The sequence below is a fragment of the Priestia sp. 179-F W1.4 NHS genome (assembly GCF_045369295.1).
GTDB classification, from domain to species: domain Bacteria; phylum Bacillota; class Bacilli; order Bacillales; family Bacillaceae_H; genus Priestia; species Priestia zanthoxyli.
In genome coordinates this window covers 136,494-157,861 of sequence record NZ_JBIQFF010000006.1, presented here as the reverse complement: position 1 = coordinate 157,861, position 21,368 = coordinate 136,494, and the positions used below count along the sequence as shown (strand labels likewise).

Annotated in this window: 22 protein-coding genes and 1 tRNA gene; 5 read left to right on the top strand and 18 right to left on the bottom strand. The window is 37.7% G+C overall.

Features of this window, described 5'->3' with window-relative positions; all coding sequences use genetic code 11:
* The first annotated feature begins 132 nt into the window (after positions 1–132).
* The gene (locus ACH0CI_RS22755; RefSeq protein WP_033578088.1) at positions 133–567 is read left to right on the top strand and encodes a hypothetical protein; all 435 of its coding nucleotides are present in this window, start codon (positions 133–135) and stop codon (positions 565–567) included.
* A 51-nt stretch (positions 568–618) separates the two neighbouring features.
* Here ACH0CI_RS22755 and lrgB read toward each other — a convergent pair whose 3' ends face one another.
* From lrgB to ACH0CI_RS22695, 12 genes are all read right to left on the bottom strand, one after another.
* Positions 619–1,299 (bottom strand): antiholin-like protein LrgB, encoded by a 681-nt coding sequence (gene lrgB, locus ACH0CI_RS22750; protein ID WP_028412309.1) that lies wholly within the window; start codon positions 1,297–1,299, stop codon positions 619–621.
* Between the two features lie 33 nt (positions 1,300–1,332).
* Entirely contained in the window at positions 1,333–1,767 is a 435-nt protein-coding gene (lrgA, locus tag ACH0CI_RS22745; RefSeq protein ID WP_028412310.1) for an antiholin-like murein hydrolase modulator LrgA, read from the bottom strand.
* Positions 1,768–1,929: 162 nt separating this feature from the next.
* On the bottom strand, positions 1,930–2,670 hold the full coding sequence (locus ACH0CI_RS22740; RefSeq protein WP_406902302.1) for a LytR/AlgR family response regulator transcription factor: 741 nt from the start codon (positions 2,668–2,670) through the stop codon (positions 1,930–1,932).
* A gap of 1 nt (position 2,671) precedes the next feature.
* Positions 2,672–4,423, bottom strand: coding sequence for a LytS/YhcK type 5TM receptor domain-containing protein (locus tag ACH0CI_RS22735; protein ID WP_335707096.1), 1,752 nt, complete (start codon positions 4,421–4,423; stop codon positions 2,672–2,674).
* A 119-nt stretch (positions 4,424–4,542) separates the two neighbouring features.
* A complete protein-coding gene (locus tag ACH0CI_RS22730; RefSeq protein ID WP_335707095.1) occupies positions 4,543–5,871 on the bottom strand; it encodes a 6-phospho-beta-glucosidase in 1,329 nt (442 codons plus the stop codon).
* The gene (locus ACH0CI_RS22725) at positions 5,868–6,197 is read right to left on the bottom strand and encodes a PTS lactose/cellobiose transporter subunit IIA (protein ID WP_028412316.1); all 330 of its coding nucleotides are present in this window, start codon (positions 6,195–6,197) and stop codon (positions 5,868–5,870) included. The genes ACH0CI_RS22730 and ACH0CI_RS22725 overlap by 4 nt, the downstream gene beginning before the upstream one ends.
* 13 nt (positions 6,198–6,210) lie before the next feature.
* Entirely contained in the window at positions 6,211–7,569 is a 1,359-nt protein-coding gene (celB, locus tag ACH0CI_RS22720; protein WP_048020047.1) for a PTS cellobiose transporter subunit IIC, read from the bottom strand.
* Positions 7,570–7,582: 13 nt separating this feature from the next.
* Complete coding sequence (locus ACH0CI_RS22715) at positions 7,583–7,888, bottom strand: PTS sugar transporter subunit IIB (RefSeq protein WP_028412318.1); 306 nt, start codon at positions 7,886–7,888, stop codon at positions 7,583–7,585.
* 159 nt (positions 7,889–8,047) lie between these two features.
* On the bottom strand, positions 8,048–9,997 hold the full coding sequence (locus tag ACH0CI_RS22710; protein ID WP_406902301.1) for a BglG family transcription antiterminator: 1,950 nt from the start codon (positions 9,995–9,997) through the stop codon (positions 8,048–8,050).
* A gap of 259 nt (positions 9,998–10,256) precedes the next feature.
* Complete coding sequence (locus ACH0CI_RS22705) at positions 10,257–10,835, bottom strand: TetR/AcrR family transcriptional regulator (protein ID WP_406902300.1); 579 nt, start codon at positions 10,833–10,835, stop codon at positions 10,257–10,259.
* 4 nt (positions 10,836–10,839) lie between these two features.
* Positions 10,840–11,562, bottom strand: a complete 723-nt coding sequence (locus ACH0CI_RS22700; protein WP_406902299.1) for an MBL fold metallo-hydrolase — start codon at positions 11,560–11,562, stop codon at positions 10,840–10,842.
* Between the two features lie 272 nt (positions 11,563–11,834).
* Positions 11,835–12,173: a YflT domain-containing protein gene (locus ACH0CI_RS22695; RefSeq protein WP_028412322.1), complete on the bottom strand. Its 339-nt coding sequence runs from the start codon at positions 12,171–12,173 to the stop codon at positions 11,835–11,837.
* Between the two features lie 446 nt (positions 12,174–12,619).
* Here ACH0CI_RS22695 and ACH0CI_RS22690 point away from each other — a divergent pair, with 446 nt between their 5' ends.
* On the top strand, positions 12,620–14,011 hold the full coding sequence (locus ACH0CI_RS22690) for an amino acid permease (RefSeq protein ID WP_406902298.1): 1,392 nt from the start codon (positions 12,620–12,622) through the stop codon (positions 14,009–14,011).
* Positions 14,012–14,262: 251 nt separating this feature from the next.
* Here the strand turns inward: ACH0CI_RS22690 and ACH0CI_RS22685 are convergent, their stop codons facing one another.
* The 3 genes from ACH0CI_RS22685 to ACH0CI_RS22675 form a co-directional block, all read right to left on the bottom strand.
* On the bottom strand, positions 14,263–14,892 hold the full coding sequence (locus tag ACH0CI_RS22685) for a copper homeostasis protein CutC (protein WP_335707092.1): 630 nt from the start codon (positions 14,890–14,892) through the stop codon (positions 14,263–14,265).
* Positions 14,893–14,956: 64 nt separating this feature from the next.
* On the bottom strand, positions 14,957–16,402 hold the full coding sequence (locus ACH0CI_RS22680; protein ID WP_335707091.1) for a DEAD/DEAH box helicase: 1,446 nt from the start codon (positions 16,400–16,402) through the stop codon (positions 14,957–14,959).
* Between the two features lie 168 nt (positions 16,403–16,570).
* Positions 16,571–16,642 (bottom strand) — tRNA-Val (locus ACH0CI_RS22675).
* A 130-nt stretch (positions 16,643–16,772) separates the two neighbouring features.
* Here ACH0CI_RS22675 and ACH0CI_RS22670 point away from each other — a divergent pair.
* Both ACH0CI_RS22670 and ACH0CI_RS22665 read left to right on the top strand, forming a co-directional pair.
* Complete coding sequence (locus ACH0CI_RS22670; RefSeq protein ID WP_335707090.1) at positions 16,773–16,955, top strand: DsbA family protein; 183 nt, start codon at positions 16,773–16,775, stop codon at positions 16,953–16,955.
* Between the two features lie 20 nt (positions 16,956–16,975).
* Positions 16,976–17,731 (top strand): arylamine N-acetyltransferase family protein, encoded by a 756-nt coding sequence (locus ACH0CI_RS22665; protein ID WP_224979838.1) that lies wholly within the window; start codon positions 16,976–16,978, stop codon positions 17,729–17,731.
* 27 nt (positions 17,732–17,758) lie between these two features.
* Here ACH0CI_RS22665 and ACH0CI_RS22660 read toward each other — a convergent pair whose 3' ends face one another.
* Complete coding sequence (locus ACH0CI_RS22660) at positions 17,759–18,208, bottom strand: Lrp/AsnC family transcriptional regulator (protein WP_034269385.1); 450 nt, start codon at positions 18,206–18,208, stop codon at positions 17,759–17,761.
* Positions 18,209–18,380: 172 nt separating this feature from the next.
* Here ACH0CI_RS22660 and ACH0CI_RS22655 point away from each other — a divergent pair, with 172 nt between their 5' ends.
* Complete coding sequence (locus ACH0CI_RS22655; RefSeq protein WP_335707089.1) at positions 18,381–19,001, top strand: YitT family protein; 621 nt, start codon at positions 18,381–18,383, stop codon at positions 18,999–19,001.
* A 38-nt stretch (positions 19,002–19,039) separates the two neighbouring features.
* On the opposite strand, the gene ACH0CI_RS22650 is transcribed toward ACH0CI_RS22655, so the two are convergent.
* Both ACH0CI_RS22650 and ACH0CI_RS22645 read right to left on the bottom strand, forming a co-directional pair.
* Positions 19,040–19,651: a DUF1349 domain-containing protein gene (locus ACH0CI_RS22650; RefSeq protein WP_335707088.1), complete on the bottom strand. Its 612-nt coding sequence runs from the start codon at positions 19,649–19,651 to the stop codon at positions 19,040–19,042.
* 153 nt (positions 19,652–19,804) lie between these two features.
* Positions 19,805–21,133, bottom strand: coding sequence for a GntT/GntP/DsdX family permease (locus ACH0CI_RS22645; RefSeq protein ID WP_047751641.1), 1,329 nt, complete (start codon positions 21,131–21,133; stop codon positions 19,805–19,807).
* Positions 21,134–21,368: the final 235 nt, after the last annotated feature.

The following is a 21,368-nucleotide window of genomic DNA, read 5'->3' as shown; positions in this document are numbered from 1 at the left end:
GTGCTTGCATTACCTTTCTCTATGCTTTATAAGTACTCTATATAAAATTTTGTTATCTTCTTTTTGCCTACTATTTATTTATTTTGAAATCAATTATGATAAAAGAAAGAGTCTGAATTGGAGGTTTAAAACATGTCAATAACCGTTCACGCCACTCAGTGGATTCATTTTCAAATTAAATTGTATAACCTTCATTCCAAAACGAGATCGCTTAAAGATCAAAAACTAGAATTACCTCTACCAGAATTCCATCAAAACCTGATCATATTTACATCAGCAGCACGTCATGGCCTTACGTTTGGATATCAAGCCATTCAATGGGATACACCCTATACTTCTTCTCCGATTTACATAGAGCATCAGTCTATTCCATGGTCCACTTTAGAACAACGTTCCCATAAGCGTATAACCGAACATATTACAGCTATTTTCTTAGAGACAATGTTTTATAGACAAAGTCAATTCAAACAATGTCAATTTTGTTTTGAATTTATCATTCCTGAGAGTCTTTTTGACCATACAACCTGCCAAAACTGCGCATCACGACATTTTGGAGTGGTGTATTAACAAACAAAAGCCTGAAGAAGTCAGAGTTTTTCTGACATCTTCAGGCTTTTATTACATGACTAGCTGAACAAAAAGTGGAATAACGGCAACTGTGACGACACCTACAATAACGACTGCAATACTTGCCATGGCTGCCTCTACTTCTCCCATTTCAATCCCTACGGCTACTCCTAGCGCATGCCCGGACGTTCCCAGCGCTAATCCTTTTGAAATTGGATTTTTCACTTTGAATACTTTTAAAAATAATGCGCCCAGCGCATATACAATGACTGCATTAAAAATAACGGCAAAGGAAGTAATAGCAGGAATCCCTCCAATATCTTGAGACAATGGCAGTGCAATCGCTGTTGTAGCTGCTTGTGGGAGCATTGATTTCATCACGACTTCATCCATATGAATACCTTTAGCAATCGCAAAAATAATCGCTACCGAACAAACTGATCCTACTGCAATAGAAGAAAGAATTTGCCACCAGTACTTTTTTAATTTATCGGCTTGCTTATATAAAGGGATGGCAAAAGCAATTGTTGCCGGTTCTAAAAAGAAGCTGATAATTTTTCCGCCGCTACTGTACTCCTCATAAGAAAAGTGACCAAGTTTCAAAAAAGCAATCCCGAGTACCATTGCCACAAATAAAGGAGTAAATAAGAAAAACCCTTTTGACTTTTTAAATAAATACGTTCCAATACCGTACGCAGCTAAAGAAACCACGATTCCAAAATACGGATTCATCTTTCCAACCACCTTGTCTCTTTATAATTGATATTACGCAATGCCCTGTTTTTTTGTTTTTTCACTCATATCTACATCTTTTATTTCTTCTTTTGCTTTATTATCTTTTGTCATGCCAAGTATAAGCTGTGAAAATAAGCCTGTAACGCCTAACAAAATAATCGTTGCCACGATGATAACTAAACAAATTTGAATGCCGTACTGCTGCATAACACCTAATGAATTCATAACAGAAATACCTGCTGGTACAAATAAAAATCCGATCAAAGAAGTTAAAGCCGTTCCCAGTGATTCAACTTGCTCTAGTTTAATAATCTTCAAGCAGAGTGCAAGAAATAACAGCACAAGTCCAATGACTGAAGCTGGCATTGGAAAAGGCAAATGCTCTGCAATAAAATCTGAAATCAACATAATTACGGAAAAAATAAATGCTTGTGTTAAAAAGCCATACACTTTTTTAGCACTCATTTCTTTCACCTCTCTCTGTTTGTTGACTTCATTATATAAAATGAAAACACATCAGAAAGCGTTTTCAAATCAAAGAGTCGAATATTTGTGCTCACTTACAAAAATCGAGCCTTGAAATGCAAAAAACAGCCTGCTAAAATGCATACGCAAGCTGTCTCTTACTTAAATTCCTAAACGCTTCTTCAATTCTTTAGCATATGTACGGCTGACAGGAACTCGCTTATCGTTTTTCATCACTAAATTATACGTGGAATTAAACCATGGCTGTACTTCGGAAATATGATGTACGTTGACGATATAACCCCGGTGCACACGAACAAACGACTGAGAAGGGAGCTTTTTTTCTAGCATAGCCAGCGTATCTGCAGTATGATAGGATTCGGTTATGGTCTGAATGGTAACTTCTCCTTCTATTAGCCCTACAAACAAGATATCCTCTATATTTACTAACACAATTGAATCGTCTACAGAAATCGCTAACTTTCCCGTTTGAGAAGAAGACTCTCCTATCGGTTCTTCTTCTTTAACAGCGTGATGAGGAACACGCATTTTTTTATATTTATGAATGGCCTGCACCACTCTTTCTTCATCAAAAGGCTTCAAAATATAGTCAATTGCATCTACTTCAAAGGCTTGTAAAGCGTACTGATCGTACGCAGTTGCAAATATAATAGCAGGCGGGGTTTTCATTTTTTTAAGTCTTTTCGCAATATCAAAACCGCTGTCATCTGACAATTGTATATCTAAGAATAATAAATCCGGCTTTTCATCCATCATTTTATCCAACGCCTCTTCGATACTTTCAGCTTCTTCAATGAAGTCTACTTCTTTCGTTCGGTGGAGTAAATATTTTAATTCATCTCGCGCTAACATTTCATCGTCTACTATTAGTACTCGCAGCATATTACATACCCTCGCTTTTTAATTCAATTGGTATAACAAACGAAACTGCTGTTCCTTCTGTTACGTCAAACTCCAGTGTCGTTTCTTTTCCAAACAATCCATGTAAACGTTGTTTAATATTGTAAAGAGCCGTCCCCGTTCCTTTTTCTGAAAAAACAGGCTCATTTCCAATAAGTTCCAATCGCTTTGTGTCTATACCTTGTCCATTGTCTTTTACCTTTACGTATACATATTTATCTTTTGTCTCAATATAAACTTCTACGCGACAGTGTTTTTGTTTGCGCGGAAACGCGTGCCGAATGGCATTTTCCACAAGTACTTGAAGAATAAACGGTGGAAGCAAGACATCATCTAGTCCTTCTTCAATATACATCTCAATTTCATATTTATTAGGGAATCTGGCTTGTTCAAGCGATAAATACGCGTGAACATGATCAAGCTCTTTTGATAACGGAATCAGCAGCTGCCTTGCACCTTGCAAATTGGAACGAAAATAAATGCTTAGCTGCAGTAGCAGTTTTCTAGCTTTTTCTACGTCCTGTCTGCAAAGCGCCGATATCGTATTAATGGCATTAAATAAAAAGTGAGGATTCACCTGTGCCTGTAAAGCTTTAATCTCCGCATCTTTTAGCAATTTACTTCGAAGCTCTGCTTCGCCGAGCTCTAGCTGAGTTGAAAAAAGTTTGGCCAATCCTTCTGCCAGCTCTTCCTCGACCCGACTTAACCCGCTTGCATCTTTAAAGTACATTTTTAGTGTTCCAATGGTAGTACCGTGAGAAGTAAGCGGCATTACAATTGCGGCATGAAGCGGGCAGTCTTTATGCTGACAATCAATTTGTTCTCTCGATTTTGCTTTCATAATTTTTCCCGTCTTCAGCACTTCGTGAGACAGCCCGGTAATTAAACTGTGCGAAGGAACATGGTGATCAATTCCTTCTCCCACATGAGCTAAAATTTTGTGCGTATCCGTTAACGAAACAGCGTCCGTACCTGTGAAGCGATGAATAATATTTGCAACATTTTCACATGATTCACTAGTGAGACCCTGCCGAAAATGCGGAAGAGTTTGATCTGCGATTAATAATACTTTGTGTGTCTGAAGCGCTCTCATTTGTTCTTCTTGCCGTAAAATGGACTGAATAATAGATAAGAAAATATAGCTTCCCGTACCATTTACAATAATCATTGGAATAGCAATAATACTCACTAGCGTCCATGCCGAATCAAACGGTTTAGCAAATAATAAAATAATCAGCATCTGAAGCGTTTCCATCGCTATGCCTACAAGTGCAGCAAAGCGCGGTGTAATCGTTCGATGTTTTTTCCGGTAGGCATAACCGATATATCCAGTTAACACTCCTGCCAAAACGGATGAAACAGCGCAGCTAAATGCCGTACTCCCACCTAACATAAAGCGATGAACGCCGGCAAGTAGTCCTACTCCTAAACCAACAAAAGGACCGCCAAGCAGACCGCCCATTTCCACACCCATAATTCGCGTATTTGCAATCGAGCTTGATGGATCTACTTTTAATAATAAATCTTCATTTCGAATAATCGTTCCTTGAATTTCAATTCCCGTGTAGTTACTAATAATGCTAAAAAGAGAAAAAATAAAAATAAGTACAGCTTTTCCTTTATAACCTTGCTGTTTACGGAGAAATTGCCGAAAAACTTTTGTATGTGCTAGCAAAAAACCTATAATGACAATAACTCCAACTCGTTCTACCATCATAATTAATAAATGAATCATTTCTAGCCACCCTTTGCTGTCTGTTTCTATTTTATATTGTTACATTGATGGTGTCAGAAATCTAGCTGTATAAACAGAAAAAGCTGTTCGAATACGTACTGTATTCGAACAGCTTGACTTTAAGCTTGAACCGTTTTAAAAAATTGAGGCAAGTAATCTTTATGAGCTTCTAACATCTCATCGACAATTTGTTTAGCTAGTTTATCAGAAGCAACAAGAGGATTAATGGTTAATGCTAAAATAGCTTTGTCATAATCTCCTGTCACTGCTGCTTCAGCTGCAATCCGCTCAAATGACTTAATGGTTTGAACAAGACCGCGGACAGGTACGGGAAGATCGCCGACTGAAATTGGCTTTGGACCATCTTTTGTAATGATACAGCTTACTTCTACAGCAGAATCAGCTGGAATGCTTGCAATAGCGCCATTGTTCACTGTGTTTACAGGTTGAATATCGCCTTTATCCGTATAAATGGATGTAATCAATCGAACCGCTGCATCACTATAATAAGCACCTCCGCGCTGTTCTAATTGAGGCGGTTTAATGTCTAGGTTAGGATCTTTGTACAGTTCAAACAGCTCTTTTTCCAACTGTTTCACGACTTCTGCTCTGGTTTCACCTTTTTCATAATTAACAAGCTCTTTTTCTACCATTTCACGCGTTTTGTAATAGTACATGTGATATGGACACGTTAACGCATTTAGCGCTTTTGTGAATTCTGGCTCCCATCCAAGTCCTGCTACATTTTTCACAAAGCTGCTGTTAGTTGGATCACTCAATAAATCAATAACTTGATCTTTGACACTTATACCATCTACATATACATCTAATCCGTAGACCATGTGATTTAAACCAGCAAAATCAATTCGAATGCGAGAGTGGTCTACATCAAGCAGCTTAGCAATCCCCATTTCCATTCCGATTGGCACATTACAAAGTCCTACAATCTTTTTAATGTTACTATAGCGAAGCACAGCTTCTGTTACCATGCCAGCAGGATTTGTGAAGTTAATCAGCCAAGCTTCTGGACATAACTCTTCAATGTCACGGCAGATATCTAAAATAACAGGAATGGTGCGAAGTCCTTTAAATAATCCCCCCGGTCCGTTTGTTTCTTGACCGAGCACCCCGTATTTAAGCGGGATTCTTTCATCTTTCGCTCGTGCATCTAACAAGCCAACGCGAAATTGAGTTGTTACGAAATCCGCATCTTTTAGTGCTTCTCTTCGATTTAACGTTAAATGAACCTCGATTGGCAAACCTGATTTTTTCACCATTCTCTTCGCTAAATTTCCAACAATCTCTAATTTTTCTTTTCCTTCTTCCACGTCTACTAGCCACAGTTCTCGAACTGGAAGTTCATCATATCGTTTAATAAACCCTTCTATTAGTTCAGGCGTATAGCTTGAACCTCCGCCAATCGTTACAATTTTAATACCTTTTGTCATAATGTAATCCCCCCAGAAATTTTGATTGCTTCATATAAATCTACAAATTCAGTAGCCATTTCTTTTACCGTCATCGCATTCATTAAATGATCTTGAGCATGAATCATGAGCAGAGAAATTTCTGTGCTATCCCCTCTAATTTCTCCTTGAATTAACGACGTTTGGATATGATGAGCAGCATTTAATTCTTCCCCAGCTTGTGTAAGCTTTTCACGCGCTTCTGAAAAATCTCCCTTTTTGGCAGCCGCTATCGCTTCCATTGCTGAACTTCTGCCGTTTCCACCGTGTAAGATTAATTTAAAAATATATTCTTGAACGCTTTCCATTCTTTATCCCTCCTCACACAATATCTTTCTGTGTATCACTTGGTACCCCTTCAACTGCAGGTTGTATACCATGTTCTTCAGTGAATTTTTGTTTATCCCACATTCTAAAGAAAGGATAATAAATGCAAACAGAAATGCCGATGTTAATAGCTTGCATAACTGCACCCGATAATTTTCCTCCTGTGGCCAAATAGCCAGAAATAATCGGAGGCATGGTCCAAGGAACCGCAATACCTGCTGGTTTTGCTACCAGTCCTGTCGACATGGCAATATAGGTTGCTACTACCGTCACAAGAGGGGTAATAATAAACGGAATAAGCATCATTGGATTCATCACCATCGGAAGTCCAAAGATAATCGGCTCATTGATATTAAAAAGAGCTGGCCCTATTCCTAATTTACCAAGCTGCTTCATTTGTTGACTGCGCGCTTTTAAAATCATGGCAACGACTAGAGCTAGTGTCGCTCCGCTGCCTCCGATATTAATCCAAATGTCAAAGAACTGCTGTGTGAAAATATTGGGTAATGCTTCATGGTTAGCAAATGCAACTCTGTTTTCATCCATAGCTCCATACCAAATTGGAGCCATAATTCCACCGACAATATTCGCTCCATGAAGTCCACAAGACCACATGAGCATAATAACAAGCTCGGCAACTAGCGTACCCCCTAAACTGCCGCCTAACACACCTAAAGGCTTTCCAAGCAATTCTCCAACGATATTATGCAGACTTCCAAAATGCGTTTGTTCTACTAACAAACGTAAAATCCAAATAAATGCTATTACCGTGAAGCCAGGAATAAGAGCGGCAAACGATTTTCCAACAGCGGGTGGAACTCCATCAGGCATCTTGATGACAATATCTTTTTGAATAAACCATCTGTAAATTTCCGTAGAGAGAATCGCGACAATCATTGCTACGAAAAGTCCTTTACTTCCCATTAAAGCGGTTGGAATTCCGCCGTCTACTAAAATAGCTTCTTTAGCGCCGCTTGGGAGAAACGACACTTTATACGGCGTAGCAAGTAAAAAGGCAGCAAGTGAAATAGCACCTGCGGACAAAGCGTCTACTCCATATTTTTCAGCTAATCGATAGGCTATTCCGAAACAAGCAAGCAGCGCCATAATATCGAATGTAGCTCCAACTGGATACGCCATTTTTGTGGCCCACTCTTTTCCAAAAATCCCTGCCATAAAGTCGTTGTAACCTGGTATCGGTAAATTCGATAGTATTAAAAATACGGAACCGATAATAATGAGCGGCATTGTCAGAACAATACCGTCTCGAAGTGCTTGTAAATGGCGTTGACCTGCCATTTTTCCGGCGATAGGCATTACTTTGCTTTCAAGCATACTATTAAATTTGCTCATGTAGTCCACACTCCTATTTTGAAACTAGTTGAGCTGCAAATTTTAACACTTGTTCTCCATTACACGTTCCGTAGTGAACAGGATTTATAACGTCAACTGGCACTCCTTTTTCTTCACCTAGCTTCTTAAGCTGCGGCAGCAAGTAGCGCACTTGAGGTCCTAATAACAGTACATCTGCTTGATCAATATGGTTGCGAACAGAGTCACCAGGAACTGCCCAAATTTTATACTCCGTGCTTTGGTCCTGAGCACTTTTTTCCATTTTTGTTACTAGTAAACTTGTAGACATTCCAGCTGCACAACATAATAGAATATTCATCTGTCATTCCCCCATTTTTTTATTTTGCTATCTGTTTTGTTGATAGTTTTATCTTAAAATAAAAGCGCTTACATTTATACACAACCTTTTTCCGTTAGTAACGGAAAAATTATGTTTGAACATTCAGATAAAGGAAGAAGCCCCTCTCTTGGACTTCTTTTATCTAATATTTTTCGTAAATACCTCTATAAACTCCTCATAATCCTTGCACTTTACTAAGCGCTGCACGACCTGCTTGTCATCCACAACGCGAACCAACAAACTGTACATCTTCTGCAAATCGCCTTGATTATTCGCTTTTACACTTAAAAGACAAATAAATTGCACAAGATTTCCTTCCCACATAATCGGTTTTTTTAACGTGCAAATAGCCCAAAACGTCGTATCCGTTTGAGGAACCATAGGATGCGGAATCGCAACGAGATTGCCAAAACTTGTTGGGGATGCAGCTTCTCTTTCAAAAACAGATTCTATAAATTGAAAAGGAACTAGTCCTAGATGAGTTAATTTCTCTCCTAAAAAATGAAGCACTTCTTCTCTTGTTTGAAATTCTTGCTGTAAATATACTAATTCTTTTTTCGTGTATTCTAACGAAGACTGCGGTTTATTCTTCATTAAACATTCAATTTTTTTAAAATCATTGTTTCCTAGAATTGTACTTACTTGTACTACAGGAACAGGAAGATCCTCTGGAATTGGAATGGTACTAACAATAAAATCTAAAGAGTGCAGCGACATTTGGTGAAGCTTATAATACTGAGTTGTTCCTAAAATAGTAAGATTTAATCCAAACGTAGCCTGCAGCTTATATGATAATAGCTTGGCACTCCCTACTCCCGATGCGCATACAATCAAACAGCGCTTAGGCTGATTGATAATTTTCCGACGTTCAATGGCCCCTCCAATATGTAAAGCTAAATAGCCAATTTCCGTTTCATGCATGTCAATTTCAAGGCGATTTTTTAAAACCTTCCCGGCAATAATTCCAGCTTCAAAAGCAAGAGGGTAATGACTCTTAATTCCTTCAAGCATCGGGTTTCGCAGATTCATCCCATATTTATAGCGGTTGATAGCCGGTTTCAAATGCAAACTCATGCCAAGAATCAGCTCTGAATCTTCACTAATTCCTAAATGAAGCTCTTTTTCAATTGCTTCTAATATAGCCGCTGTTAATTCATAAATATCTGCGGCAATAAACTGCTTCACTTCTTTGTCTTCATGATTGCTACTGTTGAGCATTTTTGTACCTAGCAAATGAATGGCAATATACGCTGTTTCTGATTTGGGAAAACGAATCTTGAAGGCCTTTTCAATTTCCCTTACAATTTCAGCTGCTACTTCATATTCTTTATGCTCCATAATTTCAAGCAAGTCTTCTGAATACAAAGAGATAAAATTTTCTTCTTGTATTCGCTTACAAGCTATTGCTAAATGAATGATTAAATTGTTTAATCCAATATCTGAAACCATAATATTGTATCGTTTTATTTGATTTAAAATGTGGGCTTTAATCGTTAAGATTGATTCTTGGGGCAGGATGGATATTTCATTGTATACCATATCTACTTCTTTATCTTTTCGGTTAAATATGTACTCAGACATACAAAATCTCATTTTCATTTCGTCCCCTTTAGCTTTCAAGCCGTAGTTAGGACGTTTTTCTAAAAGAACATCATACTTACACAGCTGTTTTTTTACATCTCTTAAATCGTTTTGAACCGTTGATTTGCTAATATACAACTCGTCTGCTAAATCTTCGAGCTTCAAATATTCGTCTGCTAGCAGCAGTCTTTTAATTAAATAATGCACGCGGTCATCAGGAACGGTTGGAATAGAAGTTGAATCAAATAATTGATTAGCCGAAAGTTCTTTTAATAGCTGATGAAATTGTTTTTCATCTAAAACGCTAAGTTCATATCCCGTCCCTCGAGCTGATTTAATTTTGGCCCCGTACTGAGACAAAATGTCATCTAACTGTTTTATATCCGTTCGAATAGTTCGAGAAGATACCTGATTTACTGTTGCTAAATATTCGCTCGTAACGGTTGATAATGTAGACTGTACGGACATTAGTTCTCTTAATATGACGATCATTCTTGAATTAAGCATGTTTGTTTCTCTCCATTCTCAGAAGATTTCCCCTTTATAAAATAAATTAAAAGAGCTGGTTATTTTAAACAAAAGCAAAAAATACCTAAACAGCAACAAACAGAAACTACCTTTTCTGTCCTTGCAGCTTAGGTTTTGCCTGCTTCATCAGTAACAACCCTAAAACAATAGGAATAAATGTCTTTATTTGTAATCTATCATTCTTTCTGTTTTTTTTCAATTTCCATTAAAGCGTTAGGCTTAGTGGCATTAATGAAATTTATGGGGTCTGTTCATACCGGTGTAGCCCCAATACAAACGTACGAATTAAAAAATCTAGTGTCTCATCAGTACTCAACGGCATGTCAAATCCCCCTTTTTGCTCCAAAGAAGAAAACCCATGTAAAATGCTGCGGAGACTTCTAACAGCATGGAGGGCTTCATTTTCCGGAAGGTGATACGGTTTTAACACCTCCAGCACTAAAAACACGATGTTATCAGATGCTTTTTGTACTTCTTCATCCTGTATCCTTGGTGCTACCGTTGCCGTTGCTTCGTATATTCCGGGAGACTTTCTTACAAATGAAACATAAGATTTACTTAGCTGATAAACAGCGTCTTCTGCAGAAGCATGTTCAACAGCACTTTTTAGAAGATAGTGTAGCTGCTGCAGTCCGCTTAAAGCCATTTCTTTGCGCAGCTCTTCTAACCCTTTTATATGGTTATACAAAGACGGAGGGCGAACATCTAATTCCTTGGCTAATGAAGCAATTGTAACAGCATAAAACCCTTCACGATTGGCCAAATTTTCACCTGTTTGAATAACCTTTTTGAAATCTAGTCCTTGTCGTGGCGACATCCCTTCATCTCCTCTTTTCTATTTTTACTTTTGCTTGTTGTATTGCTTTTCCCATCAATTTTAGCGGTTGAGAAAGCATTCTTCCGTGTCCAACAGCAAGAAGTGACGGGTTTAATTCATATAGCTTTTCTGCACTTTTAAGCGCTAGCTCTTTGCTCCATGTTCCAAAGGCAGGAAACGGAAACAGCGGTTTTAACTGACCTGATACGGCAACTCCTCCCCGCACTTGGAAAGAATCTCCCGCAATTAATGCGTTTGTTCTCTGGTCTAAAAAAGACATAGACCCAGGTGTATGTCCAGGTGTAAAAATAGGAGCAAGTGAGCCTATATAAGACTCTTCTTCGATGAAATGATCAATTTTAGTTGAAATCTTTCCTAGTTTTGGTATTCCTCCACGGATTGGGTTTTGAGGTTCTTCAGAATTTAGTGTGAAGTCTCCTGAAAATAATCGATAATCTCTTTGCGACATATAAACAGAAGCATTCGGCAAACTTTTCTTCAAATTATCAATCGCTCCGATGTGATCTTCATGAGTATGAGTAAAAACAATTCGAGTAATCGGTTTTCCAATTTGATCTGCAGCTTTCAAAATACCTGACGCGCTGTAAGGAAGAGCCGCATCAATTAACGTAAGACTGTCTTTCTCTTCGACTAAATAACAATTCACTGGAAAAAATCGAGGCAAAAACGTCAATTGATACAACATTTTCTCACGAACTATTCTCATTTCCTCATCCCCTATTATCAAAATAAAAACTAATGGTATTAGTTTTTATTTTAACTAATGTCATTAGTTTTATCAATCATATATTGGGAAAAACAAAAAAGAGTGTGAGACATAACGAAATAGAGTGAATTTAAAGACGAACAAATGGAATAAAGGAGCTCGTATAGATCACTTGTTACACCGTCCCCACAAAAAAATCCGAACGCGGCTGATTCTTGATAGAGAATCAACCGCGTTCGGATCTTACTTTAACTAAACTACTTTTGCCCTAATTAAACATCTTTTCTTTCTCCCGTAGCAGCCACTACAATCGCACTGCCTTTCTTTAACTCTTCTTCATATTTTTTAGTTTCGTCTTTTGATAAGCCTAGCGAAGCCATTTTTGTTCGAAGCTCATCTTCTCTTGTTAAAAATAAACTCGCTGCTGAATGTAAAGGACCTTCTTCAGACAGTCGAATAATATTTGTATCCGTTACTTCAGTTAAATTTTTAGAATTTTCCTTGTCATAGGTAAACACGTATACTTCATTTTTCTCAAAACCTTTATCTGCAAATTGATTAACTGCTTCGTTAATATTCGCTCCGTTTTCTACTACTTCAACATGTTTCATTATTTATAACCTCCTGTTTCTATCGCACATCTTTCTTTTATACTTAGCAAAAGAATGAACTTCTTACTACTATATATACCCGTTTTCAGAAAGGAAAACCCGCATTTAGCGCTTTACGGAGAGTTTGAATATCATTCCATATTATCCTTTAATCGGATGTACATCTCTTTTGATTAACGTATCTAAAACAATCATTCAGCTTATTTTCAGCTACCATTCATAAAAAATTCATCTGCATTGCTTATTATAATAAAGATAAAAGGCGCTAATCAGGTACTTTCTACGCATAATGAATGTCTGTGTCACAGTAAACCGGATATGAATGCAACCATTCATATCCGGTTTTTTATATGAAAGAACTTCTAACAACATCCTGTCCTTGCACCTTATAACATACTATAATTCTCCGTATTAACTAAAAATTCAGGTTATATAGGGGGTTACAAATGAACAGCCATCCACAGCCACAGTTAAAAAAAGAGTTAAAGATCCGGCATATCACCATGATTTCTCTTGGAGGAATTATTGGCGCTGGATTGTTTATTGGAAGCGGATCACTCATTAACACCGCTGGACCCGGCTCTATTTTTTCGTACGCATTTGCTGGTTTACTCGTTATTTTAGTCATGCGAATGCTTGGAGAAATGTCTACTGCAAATCCTTCCAGCGGTTCGTTTTCCACTTATGCAAAAGAGGCATTAGGCCCTTGGGCCGGCTACACAATTGGCTGGCTCTACTGGTTTTTCTGGGTTATCGTTATTGCTGTTGAAGCCATTGCAGGTGCAAATATTATTCAATACTGGTTCCCGTCTTTACCGTCTTGGGGAGTTAGTCTGACTCTTACTTTTTTATTAACGATGACCAATCTGTACTCTGTTAAATCTTTCGGAGAATTTGAATATTGGTTTTCTCTCATTAAAGTTGTCAGTATCGTTCTTTTTTTACTTTTAGGTATTGCTATTATTTGTGGACTCATTCCAGGAATTGATTCTCCCGGCACTTCCAATCTTTTGCATAAAGGCGGCTTTTTACCGAATGGAATTAGCTCTGTATTTTTAGGAATCGCCCTTGTCATGTTCTCCTTTATGGGAACAGAAATTGTTGCAACCGCGGCAGGTGAATCTTCTCAACCTGAAAAAGCCATTACCATTGCGACCAATACCGTTATTTATCGTATTTTGTTTTTCTATTTAGGATCTATTTTTATTTTAGTAACCGTTCTTCCGTGGAATTCATCAAGCCTAATGAAAAGCCCATTTGTCTCTATTCTTGAATTAGTAAACATACCGGCCGCCGCTCAAATTATGAACTTTATTATTTTAACAGCTGTCCTTTCTTGTCTGAATTCTGGTTTGTATACAAGCTCTCGTATGCTGTTTTCCATGTCTCAAAATGGTAATGCGCCAAAAAGCTTTTCAAAATTAAATAAAAAAGGCGTACCGGTTAGCGCGATATTAGCATGTACAGTTATTTCGTACATCAGCGTCATCTTTAACTATATTTCGCCAGATAAAATCTTTTTGTTCTTAGTGAATGCATCAGGCGGCGTAGCCCTTCTTGTGTACCTCGTTATTGCATTTTCACAAATTAAAATGAGAAAAAAATATGAAAAAGAAAACCCTGAAGCATTAAAAATTAAAATGTGGTTGTTTCCTTACTTAACTTACGCTACAATCCTTGCCATCACTAGTATCTTTATTGCCATGGCATTTATTGATTCATTGCGTTCACAGTTCTTTTTAACTCTTTTAATTGCTGTACTCGTCGTAGGTTCGTTTTTCTTTCAGCGTACCAAAATGACGAGCGGCTTAGCAGCAAAAGAAAACACATCAAAATAAAAGAGGTTGAGACATAACGAAATGAATCCAACCTAAAGATGAACAAGGGAGATAGATGAGCTAGACTGCTTATGACACCGCAGTTGATTTCCATGCAAAGCTTCGCTTTGCCCTCCAATCACCTGCTAGAAGGAACCAAACACATAAAACTATATTTACCATCACAAAAAAACGAACCACCAATCAAACATGTTGATTAGTGGTTCGTTTTTCACTTTGACTAACATACTTTTGTCCCAGCCTCTTTTTATTTAATCCCATAAATCTCCTACAATTTTTGTTCCGTGTAATTCAGTCGCCTGTGTGTCTTTTATAACCCAATCTGCGTTGCCTTCATGAATTCCTCCGCCGGGCAAAATAATAAGACGGTCATTGGCGTATGTGATCAGTTCTCGGATCACCTGCAAGTTTTGCAAAGCAGACCCTTTCCCACCTTTGGTCAAAATGCGGTCTGCTCCCATTTCACTAAGTATATCAATGGCTTTGTATTTATCATTAATCTCATCAAATGCCATATGAAACGTAACGCTTAAAGGACGAGCTTCTGCTATTAATTCCTTAGTGCGTCCGTGATCGATTTCATTTTTTTCTGTCAATATGCCGAATACTACTCCGTTTACTCCAAGGTCTTTACATGCTTTAACGTCTTTTTTCATAATTTGAAATTCTGCTTCCGAATATACAAAGTTCCCGCTTCTTGGGCGAATAATCACGTTGATATCTGTATCAAGATGTTCACTTGCATGTTGAATGGTGCCGTAACTTGGCGTAGTGCCTCCTTGACTGAGATTGTCACATAATTCAATGCGGTCTGCTCCTAGCTTTTCCGCTTTTTTTGCCTGCTCATACCCTTCTACACACGCTTCTTTTATGTACTTCATACTCTCAACTCCTTTATTGGCTGTATAAATAAAGCCCATCTTTAAAAAGATGGACTTCCCTTTATTATTTAATCGCTTTATGAACTTTTAATTTCTTTCCTTTAATTGTTTTGTTTTTCATTGCTTGCAACACTTTGGGACCTTTTCCATTCAGAATCTCTACATACGAGACATTTTCTTGAATCGTAATAATTCCAATATCGTCTGCGGTTACTCCGTCTAATTTTGCGATTGTTCCTACAAAATCGACCGCTCGAATTTTCTTTTTCTTTCCTCCGTTAAAATACAGCTTCATAATGTCTTTATTTAATGACTCGCTTTTATCTTTTTTAACTTCTGGACGCTCATTAATTTTTTCATTAAAAGCGAATGCTGCCTGCTGTACTTCTTCTTTAGAAGGAGGAGTAGATACTGGAATCGAAAAACCAATATATTCTTCAATTTCCGATAGCATTCTCTCTTCATAAGGCGTTACAAATGTGATAGCCTTCCCTTTTTTACCGGCACGTCCCGTTCTTCCCGTACGGTGAACGTAGCTTTCTTTTTCCAACGGAAGGTCATAGTTAATAACGTGCGTGATATTATCAATATCAATTCCTCTCGCAGCTACATCTGTTGCTACTAAATAGCGGAATTTCCCTTTTTTGAAATCATTCATAACCTCAAAACGGTCTTCTTGCACCATTGCCCCGTGAATTTTATCACAAGGATATCCAAGATCATCTAAATCATCTAACAGCGTATTTACCTGCTCTTGCGTGCGGCAAAAAATGATGCAGCTGTCCGGATTTTCTACTGTAATTACGTCTTTCAGCAGTTCGAATTTACGTTCATTTTGTACTGTTATAACAGAATGGTCAATCGTGCTTGTTGTTAATCCGTTCGCTTTGATTTCAACATCAACCGGCTTCTTCATATATTTGCGAGACAGTTCTTCAATATCTTCCGGAAGCGTAGCCGAGAAAAGCATCGTTACACGCTCACTAGGAAGATGTTGAATAATCGCTTCCACTTGGTCAATAAAACCCATATTTAGCATTTCATCTGCCTCATCAATAACCAAATAACGAATTTTCTCTAATGCCAGCGTTTCTTTTTCTATATGATCAAGCACTCGTCCAGGCGTACCTACAACAATATGTGTTTTTTGCTTTAATTCTACTTTTTGCTTGGCAAACGGTGATTTTCCGTAAACAGCTGCTGCTTTAATTCGCTTAAAACGGCCGATATTTGTAATATCTTCTTTTACCTGCGCAGCCAGCTCTCGTGTAGGTGTTAACACTAAGGCTTGGGGCTTATTTTCTTCCCAGTTAACTAATTCACACAGTGGAATGCCGAAGGAAGCCGTTTTTCCACTTCCTGTTTGAGACTTCACGACCACATCTCTTTCTTCTAGCGCAATGGGAAGCACCTTGCTTTGTACTTCCGTAGGATGATTGTATTGCAGGCTAGAAAGCGCCTTAGCTACCTTGTCACTAAGACCATATTGACTAAAACTTCTTTGATTCATTTTGTACCCTCATTTATTTTAAATTAGTGATTATCTTTATCATGACCTGATGCACTATGTTTCATTATACTTTAATTCTTCTATGCGCGCTCAAGATTTAATATAGCATTGGTTTGTTAAGCCAAAGAGAAAAGCCGCTCTCTTATTAATAAGAAAACGGCTTTGGTATGAGCGATGAGGGATTCGAACCCCCGACCCCATCCCTGTCAAGGATGTATTCTCCCACTGAACTAATCGCTCGTGATATGTATTGACTATATTATAGAAAGAGTTATCCAATTTTGTCAACTATTTTTCCACAGTCCCCAAGTTGGAAGAACCGTCTTTACTTTTGATAAACTAAAAACATGCCATAAAGGAACATGACGGGATGAAAGCACACGCTGAATTTTATTTTGATTTTGTCTGTCCACTATGTTTTCTAGCCACTAATCCTTTAAAAGAAGTCAGTAAAGAACAAAAAGCTGAGATTGAAAGAATTTGCTTCCAAAGAACCATTGAAAAAACGCTGTTACATGAATATTCTGCTAAGCTTAAAGACAAAGAGAAATGATTCACTAAGAGGTGTATTTGATGAATATTAATTATTATTTTAGTCGGTTTTTAGCTAAGAAACCGGATAGTCCAACGTATGAAAACTTAGCTGCTTTACAGAACAAGCATATGCTTCATGTTCCGTTTGAGAACTTAGACGTTTTGTCTCAAACTCCTATTATCATTGATTTAGAACGGATCTTTCAAAAAGTAATTGTAAATTTGCGCGGAGGATTTTGCTACGAATTAAACGGTTTATTTGGCTGGCTGTTAAAAGAAAGCGGTTATGAAGTCTCGTACGTTTCAGCTACCGTCAAAAAACCCGATGGCACGTGGACCATTGAAGGAAGTCACGCTACAAACCTTGTGACGGTTGAAAATCAGTCTTACATCGTAGACGTTGGATTTGGAGATTCTGTTCGCAAGCCAATGCCTTTAAATGGCGAAGTAGTAAGAGATGTAAGCGGCTCTTATCGTATGACAAACGTTGCTGAGCATATGTATGATTTGCAGCGATGGGAAGATGATGTATGGAAAACGCTGTACCGTGTGTCTACGCTTCCTAAGAAACTGACAGACTTTACTCCCATGTGTGAGTTCAATCAAACGTCAGCTGATTCTCCGTTTGTACACAAACGCCTTGTTACGATCGCAACACCTACAGGGCGAATTACCCTCTCTGGTGAAACACTAACTGTAACAGACAGCGGAAAAAAGACGAAAAGAAACGTTTCAGAAGAAGAAGTTCCTGATATTTTGCAAAATCATTTTTATATTATTAAAGGGTTTTATTAATATGTCCTTACACAAAAAACCGGCCTCTTATGGGGTCGGTTTTTGTATAGGAGTAATCATCCTGTTTTCTACAGGCGACTTTAAAATAATTGAGGTATTCACATTTCCATAAGGAATCAGTTCATCCACGAGCATTCTAAGTCCATCCATTCCAGACACGGCTGCTTTGATAAAATAAGAAACCGGTCCCGTTACGCGATGACATTCAAGCACATCTTCATTTTGCTCAATAAAGTCTTCAAATTCCTCTGGTTTTCTTTTTAATTCGCTTACTTGAATAAACAGCTGTGTATCTCTCCCTAAAGCTTTCGGAGACACCGTAGCGCTGAAACGCTGTATCACTCCTCGTTCCTGAAGGCGCTGCAGCCTTTCTGATACGCTCGGACGGCTAAGAGCCAGCTTTTTTGATAAATCACTAATCGTCATACGCCCGTCTCTTTGCAAAATAGACAATAATTGTGCATCGATTTGATCCATACAAGCCTTTCCTTTCAAAATGAATATAATAAATAAAATCTTTATTCAAGTTGATAACAGAACAAGTATTATTTCCTTCATTTATACATGTGTTTTCTTTATTTAATATCCTATCATTAAAGTAGATAATTGAAAATGAAAATTCCGAAAAAACAAACAAAGGGGTTTATTTATGAAAAAAGTTTTATGGATTATTCTTGGATGTACGATTGCAAGTATTGGTGTTCTTATCTTGCGGCACTCTCACGTAGTGACGGGGGGAACAGCTGGTCTGTCTCTTAGCTTGTCATATGCCCTTCCTTTGTCGTTTGCGGTGATTTTTTTTCTCATTAATATTCCTTTTTATCTCTTTTCCTTCTTTCAAATGGGATGGAAATTTACCGTCACAACTATAGGATCAGTGTCTTTGCTATCACTTCTCACTTCACTCGATCACTTGCTTCCTGCTTTTACACTTCCCAGCCTGATGGGTGCTGTTACGGGCGGACTAATTGCCGGTCTTGGCTTATCCATTTTATTTATGAACGGAGCTTCTCTTGGGGGTGCTAATATTCTAGCGTTATTCGCGCAGCGAAAATTCGGTTGGGATCCTGGAAAAGTGAATTTTTCATTTGATTTCCTCGTCGTGCTGTCGAGCATGTATTCAATTGGATTTTCAAAAGGAATTTTCTCTGTTATGTCCATTGCGATTACAGGGTTTGTCATCAGCTATTTCAAACAAAAAATTGCTTTACACAATCAATCGACACCCACTGCTGCCACACAGCCTTTAGATAATGTAATCTCTAAATAAAAAACACGATTTAGCTGTGACTAAATCGTGTTTTTCGTTTAAAGCTTTTCTACTTTTATAAAATCAAATTGGGCCTCATATCCTTCTCCTTGAGGACTACAAGCGTAAATCCCAACTTGAACAGGTTCTTTGGATGAGTGCAATAAGTGAGCGAGTCGGAGCTGAGTCCAGGAATCTCCATCACTTGAATAACAAACGGTGTAATCGTCATTTTTGCGCTGAATTTTAAAATAAAGCGCTGATTTGTTTTGAGTAAAATTTTGACTGGACCAATCTGAGAAGCCCTGGTTGGTTACGACTGCTCCTAATTGGTTAGGGCCATCGGGATTGTATTCAACTGACGTTTTGATCCACGTATCTTTTGATACACGAATCATGAGACCTGCTTGATCGTAGCGATTAACTGGATATGTATACACCTTTGTCATGATTTCAAAGTCGCCTTCTACTTCACGGTAAAGAAAGTGTCCATTGTCCGCTTCAAAGCCATAATGAGTACGCTGCCAAAAATCTGTTTTAGCGTCTGTTTTAATCACTAATCGATTCGTTTCCGTATCAATTTGAAATTGAGCTGGTGGACAATACCAAGAAACGTCTGAATCTAATTTTCCTTCTGAAAAGTTTGTGAAAAATACTAGTTGATTACTCACTCTCTGTCATTCCCTTCTTAGAAGCTATTGTTCTTCTATTTCTATTTTGCCATAATTTAACGAATAAATAAAATATTTTGATTATTTTTCTAGTAAATTCTTTTCTTTCATAAAAAATAAGACTCTTTTACATAGAGTAAAAGAGTCTTATTTTTAGATTATTGCATTTAGAATAAGTGCTCCTGCAAAAGCAATAAAGGATAGAAGCGTTTCCAGAACAGTCCATGTTTTGAACGTTTCTTTTACTGTTAATCCTAAATACTCCTTCACCATCCAGAATCCAGCATCATTAACGTGAGAGAACATTAGTGAACCCGCGCCCGTAACGATAACCAGAAGTTCTAAATTAACACCAGACATGTGCTCAATGATCGGTGAAACAATACCCGCCGCTGTTGTTAATGCAACTGTTGCTGAACCCGTAGCGATACGGATTAATCCAGCAATTAAAAATGCAAGTACAAGTGGTGATAGAGATAGATGTTCAGACATTTGACCAATCGTTGTACCTACTCCACTATCGATTAATACTTGTTTGAAGCCACCGCCTGCACCAATAATCAAGACAATAGATCCTACAGGAAGCAAACATTCTTCCGTTAGTTTTTTAATCACATCTTTTGTCATACCTTGACGTTTTCCAAGCAGGTAAAACGCTGCAAAACAAGAAATTAAAAGTGCAATTAATGGACTTCCTATTAATTCTACAAACTTCACTACGCCGCTTGGCAATCCGTTAATAATAGGCGCTATTGCTGCTAAAACCATTAATAAAACAGGAAGTAAAATAACAAAGAATGAAACGCCTGTACCAGGAAGATTTTTAGATGTTGTCGTGATACGAATTAAATCCGGCTCTCCTTCTGGAATTACTCGTTTGTTAACCCATTTTGCAAAAACTGGTCCAGCGATAACTGCTGCTGGAATTGAAATGATTAACGCGTATAAAAGCACTTTCCCCGTATTTGCTCCGTAAATACTAATAGCTGCCATCGCTCCCGGATGAGGAGGAACGAGACCGTGAACAATTGATAATCCTGCAATAACTGGCAGAGCAATCAATAATATATTTTGTTTTGTTGTTTTATGAATCGAAATAACTAAAGGCAGTAAGATTAAAATTCCTACTTCGAAGAAAACAGGAATACCAATAATGAAACCTGCTACTAGCATTGCCCACGGCAATCTTTTCACACCGAATATTCTTACAAAATAATCCGCTACCTGCATGCCAGCGCCTGAATCAGCCATCAGCTTACCTAAAATTGTTCCCAGTGCTAAAATTCCTACTAAGTGTCCTAAAACACCGCCCACTCCCGTTTCGTAAGCGGCAACAATTTTATCCATTGATAACCCAGAAGCAATTGCTAAAAACAAACTCGCAACCGTTAAACTGATAAACGCATGCCATTTAAAAACTGAAACACCTACAATAACAATAACAATTGCGACAACCGTAATAGCTAATAAGTATGCATCCATCTTGCTTTCCACCTTCCCCTTAAGTAAACGCTTTCTTTATGTAGCAAAAAAGCTCTAAACCTGTTAATTTTTTAAAAAATACGTTTTAATTATCGAAATCGTTTACATTAATTAAATCAGAAAACGATTTCATCTTTTTATTACTTAAATTATATGAAAAAAAAATTCTTAAATCAATAAAAAAACTCAAAAAAATTTTATCAATTTTCTTCCAGAGATTTTCAACGCATAAAAA